Source organism: Candidatus Peregrinibacteria bacterium, from assembly GCA_016220175.1.
Lineage (GTDB): Bacteria > Patescibacteriota > Gracilibacteria > CAIRYL01 > CAIRYL01 > JACRHZ01.
Map to the genome: position 1 here is coordinate 1 of JACRHZ010000014.1, position 15,713 is coordinate 15,713.

General features: G+C 38.0%; 15 protein-coding genes and 1 pseudogene. 7 read left to right on the forward strand and 9 right to left on the reverse strand.

Annotation, left to right across the window (positions count from 1 at the left end):
• Nucleotides 1-121: 121 nt before the first annotated feature.
• The 4 genes and pseudogenes from HZA38_01450 to hisB form a co-directional block, all read right to left on the reverse strand.
• Nucleotides 122-2,200 carry a DUF3458 domain-containing protein gene (locus HZA38_01450; GenBank protein ID MBI5414160.1) on the reverse strand — a complete coding sequence of 693 codons (2,079 nt, stop codon included), beginning with the start codon at nucleotides 2,198-2,200 and terminating at the stop codon, nucleotides 122-124.
• 129 nt (nucleotides 2,201-2,329) lie between these two features.
• Entirely contained in the window at nucleotides 2,330-2,938 is a 609-nt protein-coding gene (locus HZA38_01455) for a bifunctional phosphoribosyl-AMP cyclohydrolase/phosphoribosyl-ATP diphosphatase HisIE (GenBank protein ID MBI5414161.1), read from the reverse strand.
• A gap of 140 nt (nucleotides 2,939-3,078) precedes the next feature.
• Nucleotides 3,079-5,301, reverse strand: a complete 2,223-nt coding sequence (gene hisF / locus HZA38_01460) for an imidazole glycerol phosphate synthase subunit HisF (GenBank protein ID MBI5414162.1) — start codon at nucleotides 5,299-5,301, stop codon at nucleotides 3,079-3,081.
• 165 nt (nucleotides 5,302-5,466) lie between these two features.
• Nucleotides 5,467-6,596 (reverse strand): annotated as a pseudogene (hisB, locus tag HZA38_01465) (bifunctional histidinol-phosphatase/imidazoleglycerol-phosphate dehydratase HisB).
• Between the two features lie 93 nt (nucleotides 6,597-6,689).
• Between hisB and HZA38_01470 the strand changes: the two are divergent.
• Entirely contained in the window at nucleotides 6,690-7,007 is a 318-nt protein-coding gene (locus tag HZA38_01470; protein ID MBI5414163.1) for a hypothetical protein, read from the forward strand.
• 23 nt (nucleotides 7,008-7,030) lie between these two features.
• Here HZA38_01470 and hisC read toward each other — a convergent pair whose 3' ends face one another.
• The 5 genes from hisC to HZA38_01495 all read right to left on the reverse strand — a co-directional run bounded on the left by hisC (nucleotide 7,031) and on the right by HZA38_01495 (nucleotide 11,917).
• Nucleotides 7,031-8,086, reverse strand: a complete 1,056-nt coding sequence (gene hisC, locus HZA38_01475; GenBank protein MBI5414164.1) for a histidinol-phosphate transaminase — start codon at nucleotides 8,084-8,086, stop codon at nucleotides 7,031-7,033.
• Nucleotides 8,087-8,229: 143 nt separating this feature from the next.
• Entirely contained in the window at nucleotides 8,230-9,516 is a 1,287-nt protein-coding gene (gene hisD, locus HZA38_01480) for a histidinol dehydrogenase (protein MBI5414165.1), read from the reverse strand.
• Nucleotides 9,517-9,569: 53 nt separating this feature from the next.
• Nucleotides 9,570-10,187 (reverse strand): ATP phosphoribosyltransferase, encoded by a 618-nt coding sequence (hisG, locus tag HZA38_01485; protein ID MBI5414166.1) that lies wholly within the window; start codon nucleotides 10,185-10,187, stop codon nucleotides 9,570-9,572.
• On the reverse strand, nucleotides 10,184-11,488 hold the full coding sequence (gene hisS / locus HZA38_01490; protein ID MBI5414167.1) for a histidine--tRNA ligase: 1,305 nt from the start codon (nucleotides 11,486-11,488) through the stop codon (nucleotides 10,184-10,186). The genes hisG and hisS overlap by 4 nt, the downstream gene beginning before the upstream one ends.
• Before the next feature lie 168 nt (nucleotides 11,489-11,656).
• On the reverse strand, nucleotides 11,657-11,917 hold the full coding sequence (locus tag HZA38_01495; protein ID MBI5414168.1) for a hypothetical protein: 261 nt from the start codon (nucleotides 11,915-11,917) through the stop codon (nucleotides 11,657-11,659).
• Nucleotides 11,918-12,097: 180 nt separating this feature from the next.
• Here HZA38_01495 and HZA38_01500 point away from each other — a divergent pair, with 180 nt between their 5' ends.
• The 6 genes from HZA38_01500 to HZA38_01525 all read left to right on the forward strand — a co-directional run bounded on the left by HZA38_01500 (nucleotide 12,098) and on the right by HZA38_01525 (nucleotide 15,607).
• A complete protein-coding gene (locus HZA38_01500; protein ID MBI5414169.1) occupies nucleotides 12,098-13,000 on the forward strand; it encodes a branched-chain amino acid transaminase in 903 nt (300 codons plus the stop codon).
• A 199-nt stretch (nucleotides 13,001-13,199) separates the two neighbouring features.
• The gene (locus tag HZA38_01505; protein ID MBI5414170.1) at nucleotides 13,200-14,402 is read left to right on the forward strand and encodes a phosphoglycerate kinase; all 1,203 of its coding nucleotides are present in this window, start codon (nucleotides 13,200-13,202) and stop codon (nucleotides 14,400-14,402) included.
• Between the two features lie 25 nt (nucleotides 14,403-14,427).
• Nucleotides 14,428-14,850 (forward strand): hypothetical protein, encoded by a 423-nt coding sequence (locus tag HZA38_01510; protein MBI5414171.1) that lies wholly within the window; start codon nucleotides 14,428-14,430, stop codon nucleotides 14,848-14,850.
• Nucleotides 14,851-14,859: 9 nt separating this feature from the next.
• Entirely contained in the window at nucleotides 14,860-15,033 is a 174-nt protein-coding gene (locus HZA38_01515) for a hypothetical protein (GenBank protein ID MBI5414172.1), read from the forward strand.
• Between the two features lie 68 nt (nucleotides 15,034-15,101).
• Nucleotides 15,102-15,377: a type II toxin-antitoxin system Phd/YefM family antitoxin gene (locus HZA38_01520; GenBank protein MBI5414173.1), complete on the forward strand. Its 276-nt coding sequence runs from the start codon at nucleotides 15,102-15,104 to the stop codon at nucleotides 15,375-15,377.
• An 11-nt stretch (nucleotides 15,378-15,388) separates the two neighbouring features.
• Nucleotides 15,389-15,607 carry a type II toxin-antitoxin system mRNA interferase toxin, RelE/StbE family gene (locus HZA38_01525; GenBank protein ID MBI5414174.1) on the forward strand — a complete coding sequence of 73 codons (219 nt, stop codon included), beginning with the start codon at nucleotides 15,389-15,391 and terminating at the stop codon, nucleotides 15,605-15,607.
• Nucleotides 15,608-15,713: the final 106 nt, after the last annotated feature.

The window sequence follows — 15,713 nt, forward strand, 5'->3', positions numbered from 1 at the left end:
AAAACAACGCAATCAAAGTCTATCAACAATTCAATGGAAATTCACAAAGCAAGATGCTGACCAAAAACTACAGAGACACTATACATGAAATTATTTATTGGAAATTATACTAGGGTGGTGCTTATAATTTTAGAATGTACGGCTGAGTTTCAAACCTTGCAGCAATTGCTTTTTTCAGCGTGTTTCGAGCAGTATTTGCTTTTTGATAATCATACGGTTTCATTTCTTGAACAACGATTGCAATATCTGGGAGTTTCAACATCTCAGCAACAATTCCGAAATCTGCTTCCGAATCATCGCCTTCAGTTTTTTGTAATATAGTTTCGTAAGCATCGAGTACTTTATCGGGAATTTGAAGCTTGTCATCGGTTGATTTCGCGAGACTTGCCATACACTGCAATGCCAATCTTTCAGATGCCTGATGCTGATTAAATACATCAGTATCGTGCTCAATCAGGTGCTTGAGATTATCGTAACTATATTCATATTTGAGTTTTACCGGAGCAGAGAAACCTCTCAAGAGAGATGGAACAGCATCTTCCATGACATTTGTAAACATAAATACTTGTTCTTTTTGAGAAATATACAAAAGTCCTCTGGAAAGGTCATGACCTTCTTCACTATTTTCCAATTTAAGAGGAATTTCCTGTCCGCTTGCACCAATAAGTCCCATGAGTAATGGGAAATGAAGTGGCTCTTGTCCATCTTTGATTTCTTGTCGAACAGTAAGATGTAATTTTTGTGTTTCGGGATCGTATGCTTTTTCTACCCTGCATGTTGGTGTTCCTTCCTGTCTGTACCAGCGGAAAAAAGCTTCGCGATCAAGTAAACAATTTTTTGGTTTCATTTCGAAAATTGCATCTATAAGCTCCTCTGTGGTCACTGTTTTTCCTTCAAATTTTTCAAAATAGTGTTGCAGAGCTCTTTTAAATTCAATTTCCCCAAAAAAGACTTCTAACATACGAATTATTTCTCCACCTTTTTCATAACGAGTTGCATTATACATTTCATGTATCGGATCTCCGGTATATTCCTCCAAGAGGACAGCTTTTGCACTTGCACCGTTGTCTTCTCGGAATTGTATCCTTTTTAACTCAGATATTCTTTTTACTCGAGACCAATATTTTCCTATGAGATGTTCCATAAATTTTTGGTCTCTATAAGTATTTAATCCTTCTTTTGGACACCCTATTTCATGCCATGTCCGTCCAGTCGCCGAATTGCCGCTATGAGTATGCAAACCTTCATGTTCTACTGTATGAGCTGAGTTCAATATTCGTTCATCTGAGTGAAGACGATAATTGACGAGAGAGAGCGCAGTATTAAAAATATTAAACCCGAGATTTTCCATTGCTCCTGCATTAAATGCTCGCGTTGCAAGCATTCGATAAACGGAAAGCGGATAATAGAGTCCATTTTCTTCTGCATCCCATCGGAGGACTTCTTCAAGTATAGAAATCATAAAATTCGCCTCATGAATTTTCTCAGGCGTAACATAGGCCTCGAGAAGAACAGGCTTTTCTCCTCCGCCCTTAGTAGGAAGCGTAATAGTTTTTTCTTTTTTTTCAAATTTTCCTGCAGCCATTGCATAAAGATACGGAGACATAGGAACATCACTTTCAAAAGTGACACTATGGCGTCCATTTTCTAAATCTTTTGATTCTGTCTTTTCTCCAGTGGCCAGAAGGGTCGAGAATTTGTCTTTTTCTGCGAGGATGGTAGTCTTCCATTTTTTCGGTTTTACATCGGGTCTATCAAAGAACGGGATGAGTCGTCTCATTCCTTCTGCTTCTAATTGTGTGAGGAGAGTTGTACTGTCTCCATCGGGAGATGCATAAAGTCCCAAGAGTTGCTTATTCTCACTCGGATCCAAAACATGTTTCGTTGACACTTGAAATGTTTCCCCTTTAGTTTTAGGAGCAGTAAATGAAATTGATGTTTCTGTCTTTTCAAATTTAGTTTCAGCACCATTTACTTGGAATGCATCAGAATTTATATCAATACCAATTGCGTCCAATGTGACAGTTCGAGCGCCTGCATCAATTTCTGAACTAGCGCATTTCATCTCGAGGACAGCGGATACTTCTACACGTGTTTCGTCAATGATACTAAAAACTATTTCCACCGACTCAATATCATATTCTGGCGGTTTATAATCGGCACGGCGGACTACTTTTGGTGCTTCGAGAGCTACTACCATAAAAATATGAGTTTTTACATTTAAAAAATGCACACGAGAAGACATATTAATAGAAAGTTAATATTTGTCAAACGTCTCGTATTGGAAAGAAGAACTACGAGAATTGCATATTCGGCGAAAAAATTATTTTCAATGTCTTTTTTTCAGCTCTTCCACAACTTGCTGAATCGTTATATCTTTCTCTGAAAGAAGCACGAGAAGGTGGAAAATTAGATCCGCTGATTCTTCAATTATTCTTTGCGAAGTTTCATTCTTCGCGGCTTCAATAACTTCTCCACTTTCTTCTTCCACTTTTTCACAAATTCGTTTCAGTCCAGATTGAAAGAGTTCTGCAGTATATGAATTTTTCGGAAGTTTTTTTTTCCGATCTTGAAGAAGTTCAAAGAGATATTCGAGAAAGAAAATATTGGATTTTTTATTTTCTCCGAAGCATGAAGAAGTTCCTGTGTGGCATGTTGGTCCTTTTGGAATTGCCTGAATTAAAATTGTGTCGTTATCACAATCGAGTTTTGCATCCTGAAATTCGAGAATGTTTCCGCTTTCTTCGCCTTTCATCCACAGACGATTTTTGGAACGACTGAAAAACCACACTTTCTTTGTTTCAAAACTTTTTTCGAGAGCTTCCCGATTCATATATCCGAGCATGAGAACTTCGCGTGTCACGGAATCCTGAATGATCGCAGGAAGAAGACCGGAGTTTTTGGAGAAGTCAGCGTTTGTGGTGATATTTTTTGTCATATTGAAAGGAATAAGGAATTAGGAATCAGGAATTAAGGAGACTGTAGTGAAGGCGCGACCGCGCTTTTTGGAGTGGCGACGATGTGGACCGTCGCTTTCAGGGCGTCATCGGAAGGCGCGAATCCCTATCCGCGCTGTATTTATATTCGAAGAGGAATTCTCTTTACACGAAGATATTTTTTCAGATCAGAAATTTCGAGTTCTCGAAAATGGAATAAACTTGCTGCGAGAGCAGCATCGGCTTTTCCTTTTGTAAATGCTTCGAGGAAATGTTTTTTTGTTCCTGCTCCGCTGGAAGCAATTACCGGAATATTCACATTCTCTGAAACTCTCTGAAGAAGTTCGAGATCATATCCGAGTTTTGTTCCGTCTCGGTCCAGTGAATTCACGAGAAGTTCACCAGCGCCAAGTTTTTCCATTTGTTTCGAGAATTGAATTGCATCGATTCCTGTATTTTCTCGTCCGCCGTTGATATATATTTCCCATTTTTTCCCTGATTTTTTTGGATCGACGGAAATTACAATTGCCTGTGAACCAAATTCTCGAGCTGCTTTTCGAATAAGTTCTGGATTTTTGACAGCGACAGAACCAATGGAAACTTTATCTGCACCAGCTTTGAGGATGTCTCTGATATCATCGAGACTTTGAATTCCTCCGCCAACGGTGAAAGGAATATGTATTTCTTTTGCCACTTTTTTCACAAGTTCCAGAAGAGTTTTTCGTTTTTCATTTGTCGCGGTAATGTCGAGAAAAACGAGTTCATCAATTCCCATTTTTGAATACATTTTTGCGAGTTCGACAGGATCCCCCGCATCTCGCAAATTTGTAAAATTTGTGCCTTTGACAATTCTTCCTTTGTCGATGTCCATGCAGGCTATTACTCGCTTCGCGAATGAATTACGAATTACGAATGACGAATTACAAATTGATTTTTTGTATTTTGTACTTTGTGTTTTGTACTTATTGCTTATTGCTGACTGCTGATCGCTGACGGCTTGTAAATTTATTTTTCCTTCATACACCGCTTTCCCAATCACGACACCTCTTGCGCCCATTCGTCGAATCTTCTCGACATCTTTTTCAAATGAAATTCCACCAGCAACAATCACTTCGAATCCTGACCGTAAAACTTTTTCGATACTTTCAAAATTCGGTCCATTCATCATTCCATCTCGAAGAATATCCGTGAAGATAATAATTTTGATGCCAAAAGATTTGAGTGCTACTAAGAAATCGGAGAAGGGAATATTCATTAAGTTTTTCCATCCATCTGTTGCGATCATTCCATTTTTTGCATCCACTGAAACGACAATTCTCTCAGTACCAAATTCACGAACTAATTTTTTGATCAATCCTGGATTTTTAATTGCAGAAGTTCCCAGAATTATGCGATCAATTCCATTTTTTAAGAATTTCTTTGCATCCTCAAATGTGCGAATTCCTCCTCCTGCTTGAACCATGATTCGTGTGATTTTCTTGATTTCTTTAATGATTTCGAAGTTCATTGGTTTTCCATCTCTTGCTCCATTGAGATCAATAATGTGAATTCCAGTAGCGCCGTCGGATGCGAACTGTTTTGCGATTTCTAACCGATTGTCTGAATACTTCGTCACTTTGTTATAATCGCCTTGAAGAAGTCGAACACACTTTCCATCGAGAAAATCGATTGCTGGAAGAATTTCAAAAGGTTTAGAATCTTTTTCCATACAATATTTTGATGGTATTTTCGATATATCTGACAATTGAGATTCCCGCTTCCGCGGGAATGACAAAAGAGGAAGTCGACAGAAGTTTTTGAGAAGTTTCATTCCGAGAGAACCTGATTTTTCCGGGTGAAATTGCACTCCATAAAAATTGTCTTTTCGAAGTATTGCAGAAAATTCAGTTCCATAATTTCCTTTTCCAAGAACAAATTCATTGTTCCTGTCGACGTAATAAGAATTGGCAAAGTAAAAAAATTCATTACTTTGAATTCCATTGAAAATCGGATCATCTTGCATGAACGCCACTCGATTCCATCCCATTTGTGGAATTTTTAATTGTTTTGATCGAAACTTCTTTACTTTTCCCGGAAGAATTCTGAGGCACTTCGTATCATCTTCTTCAGAAAATTCAAAGAGAATTTGCATTCCGAGACAAATTCCGAGGAAGGGAACTTTTATTTGTCGAATCACTTCGACAAGTTTTTGCTTTTTCAGTTCTTTCATTGCTTGTGAAGCTCTTCCTTGACCCGGAAAAATTACTTTTGAAGCTTTTTGAATTACCTTTGGATCAGATGTTACGACATATTTTATTCCGAGCTTTGTAAGAGCGTTTTCCAGTGATGCAATGTTGCCGGCGTTGTAGTTAACGATAGCGATCATAAGAAGTGGTATGTGACATTGTTTTAAAGATGATGGAAATAAATTTTTAATTTTTTAATTTTGAAATTTCCAAAGAATTTTTAAGCACTAATTTTTAAACATTAAAAATTTAGAAATTAGGATTTATTTTGAAATTTAAAATTTGAAATTAAAAATTTTCTGAAGCTACAATTTTCCCTTAGTACTGGGCAAAATGTCCTTTCCTCTCGGATCATTCTCCACCGCCATTTTCAGCGCTCGTGCAAGTCCTTTGAAACACGCTTCGATCATGTGGTGTTCATTTTCACCTTTGATCTGAATATTCAGTGTCGCTTTAAGTCCGTCTGCGAATGAACGAAAAAAATGTTTCAGCATTTCCGTGGGAAGATCACCGACTTTTTCGCGTTTGAATTTCGCTTTGAAAACAGTATAACTTCGTCCAGAAAGATCGAGCGCAACGCGCGCAAGAGATTCATCCATGGGCATTAAAAATCCAAAACGCTGAATTCCTTTTTTATCTCCCAGCGCTTTCAGAATACATTCTCCGAGCGCAATTCCGGTATCTTCAATCGTGTGGTGCTCATCAACATAAAGGTCGCCTTTCACATTCAAATCAATGTCGATCAGAGAATGTTTCGACAGCTGTTCGAGCATGTGATTAAAAAATCCAAGACCAGTTTCGATCTTGTATTTCCCGGTTCCATCAAGATTTACCGTGATGGAAATCTTTGTTTCGGTGGTATTTCTGGTGACGGAAGCGATTCGAGGTTTCATAAAATGAAGAATAAAAAATAAAAAATGCCAAATGAAAAAAATTATGAATTGCAAACAAATTGACGAATCTGCCGGGTTCGAAACGCGCCATTCGTCTCCGCTTTGATAAATTGGATTCTAATATTTTTTGCAAATTCAGAATCAGTGACGCGATCGCCATACATAAATGACTTCTGAAAATCGATATTCGCAGTTTTCAGCCACTCATCCACAAGCCCTGTCTTTGGCTTTCGACAATTGCAATTTTCTTCTGAAAAATGTGGACAAATGAATATTTTCTCAAACTCAATTCCGTTTTCCTTGAAAATTTCGAGCATTCGATTTTGAGGCACTTGAAATTCTTCCAAAGGAAATAATTGAGTTCCGAGTCCATCTTGATTCGAAACCATAATGAATTTGTAGTTCTGATCTCTCAAAAACTGGAGTCCTGTGATGACTCCATCAAGAATTTGAAGGACTTCGAGACTTCCGATCTGAAAAGTATCTTGCGGTTCGAGTATGAGTGCGCCATCGCGGTCGAGAAATGCGTAGGTGGTGGACATAGGAATTGAAGATTATAATAAGTTTAGAAATTTGCATTTTATCGTTTTATATTGTATTATATGCATTAAGATTCGTTTTTTCCCAATTTATATATGGCTTCAGAGAAAAATTTATTTGAAAAAACATATGTAAAGAAACCCCTCGCGCTATTAAATGGGCCAACTTATAATTATTCTTTCGAAAAGATAAAAACAACAATAAGAGAAGAACTTATATTGTACGGATTTGTCGATTTTGAAGTTTTTGAGATTAGAAGTAATAACGGAAATCTTGTTGTGGATGTAGTTGATAAATTTCGTCCTGACATTGAGGAAATACTGGCTAAGATAGAAGTTCCTGAAGGGTGTTCCATAGAATTTATTGATCCAACGGATCCGAGGGGTGGAGCGTTTGCAAATGTTAGTGCCTAGGCAGAGAAAAACTTTATTTTTCTTCATAAAAGTTGAGAAAAAACATCACAAAACCTCTCTATCTCTTTCATCGTTCCAATACTCACTCTTAAAAATCCTTCAATTCCTTTCTGCGTTTGCGGACGGATTCGGATTCCATTTTCTTCGAGCTTTTGAGCAAAATCAGATGTCGGAGATTCGAACAAAATAAAATTTGATCCACTTTTGTAAAATCGGATTTCATTTTTTTGGAAAAAATTTTCCACGAATGGTTTTGATTCATTCATGACTTCATCGACATAGGAATTGAGATTTTGAATGTCTTGAAGTGCAGCTTTAACCGCATAATATGCAAGAGAGTTGACGTCATACGGACCTCGTACTTTCATCATTTCCTGAATATTTTGAGCATTTGAAATCACATATCCAATTCTCAGTGCCACAAGTCCAAATGCTTTGGAAAATGTTCGTGTGACGATCAAATTCGGATATTTTTTGAGAAATGAAACAGCAGTTACTTGTGAGAATTCATAATAGGCTTCATCCACGAGGATAATTGAATTTTTTGCTTTTTGGAGAATCTTTTCGATATCCGGAAGTGGAACGAGAGTTCCTGTCGGATTATTTGGATTACATACAATGATGAGTTTTGTATTCGGCGTAATTGATGCGAGGACTTCTTCCAGAGGATACGAGAGATCCTTTTTTAAATATTGGGGCATAATGATTTTGTTTCCGGTAACTCCGGAAATTTGATAAAACATGGCAAAGCTTGGTGAGGGAACAATAACTTCATCTCCTTTCTCCGTGAACGTTCGAAAAATAAGTTCGATGCCATGATCTGAACCGTTTGTGACCATTACTTCTGAAGGATCAACTTCAGCGTACTCTGCCACTTGTTCGCAAAAATCAAAATATTCCGGATAGAGATTCAATTTTCCAGTTTTGAGAAATTCTTGAATTGCTTCAAAAACTTTTGGAGATGGAGGAATGGTGCGCTCATTAAAATCGAGAAGCATTCCTTCGTAGTTTATTCGTCCTTCAAGTGGAGGAAGGTAGGGTTTCATTTGTTGAATTTGGGAAAGGGCGAAATTTTTCATAGAAATTTTGGGAAAAATTACGAATGATGAAAGACGAATTACGGAATATATTCATGAAGGCGCGACCGCGCGGTCGCGCTTTCCGGATGGCGACGATGGGGATCGTCGCTTTCCGGTATATCACCACAGAAAGGCGCGAATCCCTATTCGCGCCGGATTTGTACCGCATTTGCGTGTGCTTGTAAACGTTCTGCTTCCGACATTGTGATGACGGTTTCAGCGATATTCTCAAGTCCTTGTTTTGTAAGCGATTGAAAAGTGATTTTCTTGAGAAAACTTTCCACAGAAATTCCACTATAACTTCTCGCAAATCCAGATGTCGGAAGGGTATGATTTGTTCCCGAAGCATAATCACCAGCTGATTCTGGCGCATATTCTCCGAGAAATACTGATCCCGCATTTTGAATTTTCGAAATATATTTCTCTGGATTTCTTACATTCACGATCAAGTGTTCTGGCGCGTACAAATTGCTGAATTCAAAAGCTTGTTCCATATTCCTCAAGAGAATTCCAAAACTTTTTTTGAGCGATTTTTTCGCAATACTTTTTCTCGGCAAAATTTTCAGCTGAATATCAATTTCTTTCTGAATTTTCGGAATCAATTCAGAATCCGTTGTGACAAAAACAACTTGGCTGTCTTCTCCATGTTCTGCTTGGGAAAGCAGATCTGAAGCGATGAAACTCGGATTCGCAGTTCCGTCAGTAATCACCAAAACTTCTGAAGGTCCAGCGGGCATATCTATCGCTGCGCCGTTTGGATCAATCGAAATAAGCATTTTCGCCGCGGTAACAAATTGATTTCCCGGACCAAAAATTTTATCAACTTTTGGAATGGTTTCTGTTCCGTACGCCATCGCTCCAATCGCTTGTGCTCCGCCGACTTTATACACCTCAAAAATTCCACATTCTTTCGCGGAAAAAAGAATTTCAGGTGCGATTTTTCCTTCATGATTTGGAGGCGTGCAGAGAATTACATTTTTGCATTCCGCAATTTTCGCGGGAATTCCGAGCATGAGAACTGTGGAAAAGAGAGGTGCAGTGCCGCCGGGAATGTACAGTCCAATTTTTTCGATCGCTCGATTTTCTCGAAAACACATAATTCCGGGCATTGTTTCGATCGGCTTTTCTTTCGAAATTTGCGATGTGTGAAATTTTTCAATATTTTCCATGGCAACTCGAATCGCTTTTTTCACTTGTGGAGAAATATTTTTTTCCGCTTCACGAAATTCATTTTCCGTAACTTTCAGATTTTTGATTTGCACGCCATCAAATTTCATTGTGTACATTCGAACTGCATTGTCTCCATTTTCTTGAACATTTTTCTGGATTTCGCGAACAATAGGAAAAATCTTTTCGAGGTTCATTCCCGGACGTTTGGTCAGGTTTTGAATTTCTTCAGCCGAGAGTGAATTCAAATTGTAGATTCTCATAATTTTATCAATGAAAGAGAAAGCTTTTGAGGTCGCCTCAGGAGAGGCGACTCTTATTTTCCACGAGTCGCCCGTCCACGGGCGACCGTATCAAAATTCAAATTTTTTTCTGAATTTCCAATAAGCACCGCTTCCGATTCAAAAATCGTTTTGAGTTCTCGGAGATTGTGAATTTTGAGAGTATTTCCGCTCTGCACCAAATCGCAAATTGCATCCGAGAGGCTCATTTCTGGCGCGATTTCCACAGATCCAGAAAGTGGAATCATCGTCGCATGAATATTTCGAGATTGAAGAAAATCACAAAGAAGTGATGGATACGAAGTCGCAATTCGTTCTCCTTCTAAATCAGCAAGTTCAAGAATTCGAGAATTTTTTGGAACGGCAATCACGAGACGACACTTGGAAAATCCTAATTTTCGAATAATTCTGAGACCAGATTTTTGTTCCTGAAGAACATTTTCTCCAACAATTCCAAAATCTGCAGCTCCACATCGAACATACTCTGGGATATCGTCATCACGAAGCCAAAGAATTTCAATGTCCGCATTGCTGCACGAAGTCAAAAGTCCTTCTCCATTTTCTGGAAATTTGAGTCCTTTCGAGCGCAGAAATTCAACGCTTCGTTCTTTCAGCCTGCCTTTGCTTTGAAGTGCAATTCGTGTCTTCTTCATTCGGTTTCAGAAGAAAATCCTTCAAAATATTGTACGAGTTGCGTGCGAGGAATGATTTTTTCTTTTCCCGTTTTCATCATTTTTATTTTTACCATGTCATTTTTTATTTCATCCGAACCGCAAAAAATTACAAATGGGATTCCTTTTTTATCCGCATATTTCATTTGTTTTCCGAGTTTTGCTGCTTCAAAATATATTTCTGAAGAAATTTGTGCATTTTGAAGATCGTTCACAATTTCCTGAGAATATTGCAAGGTTCCTTCATCAAAGTAAGTAACGAGGACTTCAGAATTCAGTTTGATGTTTTGGAGAAGCCACTTTTCTTCCATTGCCGTTATCAGGCGATCAAATCCAAACGAAACTCCTGTTCCACTGAGTTTTTCTTCCATAAATCTTCCGCAGAGATCGTCATATCTTCCACCGCCGCAGACGGAACCAATTTCTACATCAGGAAGAATTGCTTCAAAAATTACACCAGTGTAATAATCCAGACCTCTTGCAAGGCTGATGTCAAATTCGAGATTTTCTTCTGGAATTCCAAAGTTCTCGCAGAGTGAATGAAATTCTCGTATTTCCGCTGTGTCATAATTTTTAAGTTTTTCGAGCTTCTCTGAAAATGTCCCTGAAAGAGTCATGGTCTCGAGAAGTTCTTCGGCTTTTTCTTTTGCGAGAATTTTGGAAAGTTCTTCAAAAACTCCATTTTTCCCAATTTTTCCGAGCTTATCAAAAATCCGAATGACATCACCTTGGGTTTTTTCTGGAATTTCTAAATTCGAAAGAATTTGATTGATGAATCTTCGGCTATTCCACTTGATTACAAAATTTTGAAATCCCAGTGTGCGAAGAACTGAATAAATGACTTTTGCCACTTCTGCATCCGCAAGCAGACTATTTGTTCCGATAATATCAATATCGCACTGGTAAAATTCCCGATAACGTCCTTTTGCCGGTCTATCTGCACGCCAGACACGGCTGATTTGATATCTTTTAAACGGCATAGGAAGTTCTTTATAGTTTGCGGCAACAAGACGCGCTGTCGGCACTGTTTGATCATATCTCAGCGCGATTTTTCTTCCGCCGTTATCCTCAAACGTGTACATCAGTTTCGAGCCTTCTTCCCCGTATTGTCCCGTGAGAGTGCTCAGATATTCAATTACCGGAGTTTCGATCGTGTCATATCCAAAGGAACGAAAAACATCCACAATTTTTTTGAGAACATATTCTCGCTTTGCCATTTCTTCGGGAAGAAAATCACGAGTACCACGAAGGATTTCTGGAGTGATGAGGTTAGAATTTGTCATAAGAAAAGGAATAAAGAATAAGGAATTAGGAATTAGGAATAAAGAATTTCGAATCTGGAAGAGGAATTTATACGTCAAGAAAATCAAAAAAATCAGGCAAATCATGATAAAAAAATCTCAGAAGTTCGTTCGAGATAAGGATGAGAGAAATCATGCATTTTGAAAAATCTAAGTGTTCATTTTCTGAAGCATGTTTCTATATCCTCCTTCTCCATGATGTACCCAGTGGGCAACACGGGTGATGGTCGCTGTGCTGACACCGGTATTTTTCGATATTTCTCGATAAGGAATTTCATTTTCGATTTCTCGAGCGACTTGCCACCTTTCTGCCATTTCCTCAAGTTCAGCAATTGTGCAGAGATCCCTCATGAATTTTGCGCATTCTTGAGAAGTTTTGAGAGAAGCTATCGCTTTAAAAAGCGATTTCATTTCAGGAGTTTGCCATTTGAAGTTCGACGCAGAAGAACGCATATAAAACGTATTAGCACGTTAATACTATCAAAACAAAAAAATTTGTCAATACTTTTTTTAAAAATGCTGAAATGCAGGCAGAAAACTTGCCACATCTGTCGTTTTTTCGCTACAATCTCGGCAGATTTTTCTTATGGTATGCAGAAAACTCCGTACATTTGGATGAATGGAAAAATGATTCCTTGGGATGATGCGAAAATTCATGTTCTTACCCACGCACTTCATTATGGTTCTGCGGTCTTTGAAGGGATCAGGTTTTATGAAACGCCGAATGGACCAGCAATTTTTCGTCTCGAAGATCACACGAAAAGACTTTTTTATTCCGCAACAACTTTAGAGATGGCAGTTCCATTTACGGAAAAAGAAGTGAATGAGGCGACGAAAAAAGTTGTCGCTCAGAGTGGTGAAAAAAGCGGATATATCCGTCCAATTATTTACTACGGATATGGAAAGATGGGGCTCTATCCAGTGGGAGCGCCAGTAGACGTTGCTGTTGCCTGTTGGTCGTGGGGAAAATATCTCGTAGATCGTCCAGTACATGCGAAAATTTCAAAATATATTCGCATTCATCCGAGGAGTCTCATTTCTGACGCAAAAGTTACGGGACACTATGTAAATTCAATTCTCGCCAGTTTAGAAGCGCATGGAGAGGAATATGATGAAGCGATTTTGCTCGATTTTGAGGGAAAAGTAGCAGAAGGTCCGGGAGAAAATGTTTTTGTGGTAAAAAATGGAGCTCTCTTTACGCCGCCACTTGGGAAAATTCTAAGGGGAATTACCCGAGACTCAATTTTTAGAATTGCGAAAGATCTCGGAATTTCCGTTACCGAGAAAGAAATGATGCCCGAAGAACTTTTTACAGCAGATGAACTTTTCTTCACGGGAACAGCAGCCGAAGTTTCGCCCATTGGAACTCTGGATAAGAAGAAAATTGGAAATGGAGAGGAGGGACCGGTCACGAAAAAAATTAGAGAGAAGTTCATGGAAGCGGTGAGAGGAAAGGATGAGAAGTATAAAGAATGGCTTACATTTCTGGAGTAAGAGGTGTTTTTGGAGGATAATTTTTAATTTTGAAATTTTAAATTTCAAAATAAATCTTAATTTCTAATTTTTAATTTCGAAAATTCATATCTATCATCAATTTTCATTGTTTAAACATTAGAATTTAGAAATTATTTTGAAATTTAAAATTTCAAAATTAAAAATTCCATCAGCAATCATCCTTTATTTCATTCCTCCCATGCCGCTCCGCAAACTCTCCGATCTCGAAAAATCCAAACTTCAAGGGAAAAAAGTTCTCATGAGAGTGGATTTTAATGTTCCTTTAAAAGATGGCATTATTGCTGATGATTCTCGTATTCGCAAAACACTTCCCACTATTACATATCTTCTCGAAAATGGCGCTGCGCTTGTCCTCATGTCTCACTTGGGACGACCAAAAGGAAAAATAATCGAGGAGCTTCGACTCGATCCTATTGCGAAAAGGCTTTCAGAACTTCTCAAAAAGCCAGTACAAAAAATGAACGATTGCATTGGAGAAGACGTTCGGAATGCGAAGAAGAATTTACAGCCGGGCGAAATTATGCTTCTGGAAAATACTCGTTTTTATCTTCCAGAAACTGAAAATCTCCGTCCATTTGCGGCTGAACTCGCGAGTGAGTGCGATATGTTTGTCCAAGAAGCGTTTGGAACTATTCATAGGGCACATGCTTCTACCGAAGGAGTCGCGCACTATCTTCCGTCCATGAAAGGATTTTTGGTGGAAAAAGAAGTTGACATCTTAACTTCGACTTTCAAAAATCCAGAACATCCGCTCACTCTTGTCATTGGAGGAGCGAAAATCGACACCAAAATTGGCATTATCCATAATTTTCTCAGCATTGCCGATAATATTCTCATCGGAGGAGGTCTTGCGAATACGCTTCTTTTTGCGAAAGATTTGGAAGTAGGCGGTTCTCTTTGTGAAAAAGATAAACTCAAAATTGCGCAAAGAATTTTAATGGATGCCGGCGAGCAGAGATGTAAGATATATCTCCCTCGTGATGTTGTCGTTGCGAAAAGTGAAGAGGATGCTTCTACTCTTCGCAATATTCCTGTTGATCAAATTGCTGTGGGTGAAAAAATTTTTGATATTGGAGAAAAATCTCGTGAAAATTATGCTGCTGTCATAAAAAATTCAAAAATGGTGATATGGAATGGACCGATGGGACTTTTCGAGAATCCTCTTTTTGCAAATGGAACTCGGAAGATTGCAGAAGCAATGAGAGATTCGGAAGCAAAAACAATTATTGGAGGAGGGGATTCTGTTGAAGCGCTTGCGCAATTTGGAATTTCGGAAGAATCGTACACACACGTTTCTACCGGTGGAGGAGCAATGCTCGAATTTTTGGAAGGAAAAGTTCTTCCGGGACTTGTGGTACTGAAAGAACAAGTAGAGATGTAATATTGTATAAATTTTTTGTTCAAAAATGAGGAAAATGCTCAAAAATCCTTTTGTATTAACACTTTTTATGTGGTCAGTTCTTTTGATTCTGACTATTCTTTACTCTTTTTTGTTTGGATCAATCATTGTTGTGCCAAAGGAATGGTTGGTACATTTTCTTTCCGGTTTCATAACCGGTGGCGCATACGTACTCTTCTGGAAGGAAAATATGAAAGATACTTTACGCTGTAAAATATCTATCTATTATGGTCTGAGTTTCACAGGAATATACCTGTTCCTCTTGAGTATGATGATCGCAAATTTTTATGATGAAACTGCCGTTGCAGCATTAAACGCTGAATTCTTTGTTGTCTTCATTCTCCTCACACTTTTATACGGTGTAATTTCTTATTTTGGTTTGTTACTCGGGGGGAAGTTAGTTGCGAGATTTTTTAGAAATAAAAATTAAATTCAGTATATGTACGAATTTCTCGCCTCATATTACTATTACATCCACATAATTTGTGGACTTTTTGCGGCGGCAATTGCGGGACTCAGAGGCTACAATAAAATGCTCTGGTATTCGGTTATTGGTCCACTCCTTGGTCCGTTAGCGCTTATTCTTGCATTTTTTTTGCCGGATATTTCGTAAATTGTATTTACATAATTTTTTACATAATGTATTATATATGAGTAATATATTATTTTATGTAAAATTCTATGTCTACAATCTTTCCAAAAACAGCGTCTTCTCAGGATATTCAAAGAAACTACAGAACCCTGTTTAATGATGTCAAGAATACAGGCGAACCACTTTTTGTTTCGAATAATGGGAAGCTTGAGATAGTTGTCATTTCTTTAGAAACTTTCAAATCTCTTTCTAAATCTCAGGAAGAATATGAACAAGAAATGGCACGGAAAGCGATTGAAAATTATCAATTAGAAGAGAAAAATGGAAAATTAAAGAAACTTTCTTCTCTTGCTGACCTCATGTGAAAATACAAAATATCTATTATTCTTCGCATTTTGAGAAGGCATTTCAAAAATTGCCCGTTGCAGTGAGGAAACAAGCCATCGCAAAGGAGAAAATTTTCAAAAAAGATTCATTTGATACACGATTAAAAACGCACAAACTGAAAGGAAATCTGAATGAGTATTGGGCATTTTCCATAAATTATTCGTATCGCATTCTTTTTACCTTGAGTCCAATAAATAATGATGTATAATATGGGAGAATTTTCCCCCATATTTATGAAAAGAAATGAGATAACGCATCAGGAAATAACAAAAGAGGCATTGGAGAGAGAGAAAAAGAAGTCAAAAAGCATGCAA

What these genes read in the sequence shown, in the direction of transcription:
- HZA38_01450 (MBI5414160.1), bottom strand. Translation starts at nt 2,200, where the DNA reads ATGGTAGTAGCTCTCGAAGCACCAAAAGTAGTCCGCCGTGCCGATTAT.
- HZA38_01455 (MBI5414161.1), bottom strand. Translation starts at nt 2,938, where the DNA reads ATGACAAAAAATATCACCACAAACGCTGACTTCTCCAAAAACTCCGGT.
- hisF (MBI5414162.1), bottom strand. Translation starts at nt 5,301, where the DNA reads ATGATCGCTATCGTTAACTACAACGCCGGCAACATTGCATCACTGGAA.
- HZA38_01470 (MBI5414163.1), top strand. Translation starts at nt 6,690, where the DNA reads ATGGCTTCAGAGAAAAATTTATTTGAAAAAACATATGTAAAGAAACCC.
- hisC (MBI5414164.1), bottom strand. Translation starts at nt 8,086, where the DNA reads ATGAAAAATTTCGCCCTTTCCCAAATTCAACAAATGAAACCCTACCTT.
- hisD (MBI5414165.1), bottom strand. Translation starts at nt 9,516, where the DNA reads ATGAGAATCTACAATTTGAATTCACTCTCGGCTGAAGAAATTCAAAAC.
- hisG (MBI5414166.1), bottom strand. Translation starts at nt 10,187, where the DNA reads ATGAAGAAGACACGAATTGCACTTCAAAGCAAAGGCAGGCTGAAAGAA.
- hisS (MBI5414167.1), bottom strand. Translation starts at nt 11,488, where the DNA reads ATGACAAATTCTAACCTCATCACTCCAGAAATCCTTCGTGGTACTCGT.
- HZA38_01495 (MBI5414168.1), bottom strand. Translation starts at nt 11,917, where the DNA reads ATGAAATCGCTTTTTAAAGCGATAGCTTCTCTCAAAACTTCTCAAGAA.
- HZA38_01500 (MBI5414169.1), top strand. Translation starts at nt 12,098, where the DNA reads ATGCAGAAAACTCCGTACATTTGGATGAATGGAAAAATGATTCCTTGG.
- HZA38_01505 (MBI5414170.1), top strand. Translation starts at nt 13,200, where the DNA reads ATGCCGCTCCGCAAACTCTCCGATCTCGAAAAATCCAAACTTCAAGGG.
- HZA38_01510 (MBI5414171.1), top strand. Translation starts at nt 14,428, where the DNA reads ATGAGGAAAATGCTCAAAAATCCTTTTGTATTAACACTTTTTATGTGG.
- HZA38_01515 (MBI5414172.1), top strand. Translation starts at nt 14,860, where the DNA reads ATGTACGAATTTCTCGCCTCATATTACTATTACATCCACATAATTTGT.
- HZA38_01520 (MBI5414173.1), top strand. Translation starts at nt 15,102, where the DNA reads ATGTCTACAATCTTTCCAAAAACAGCGTCTTCTCAGGATATTCAAAGA.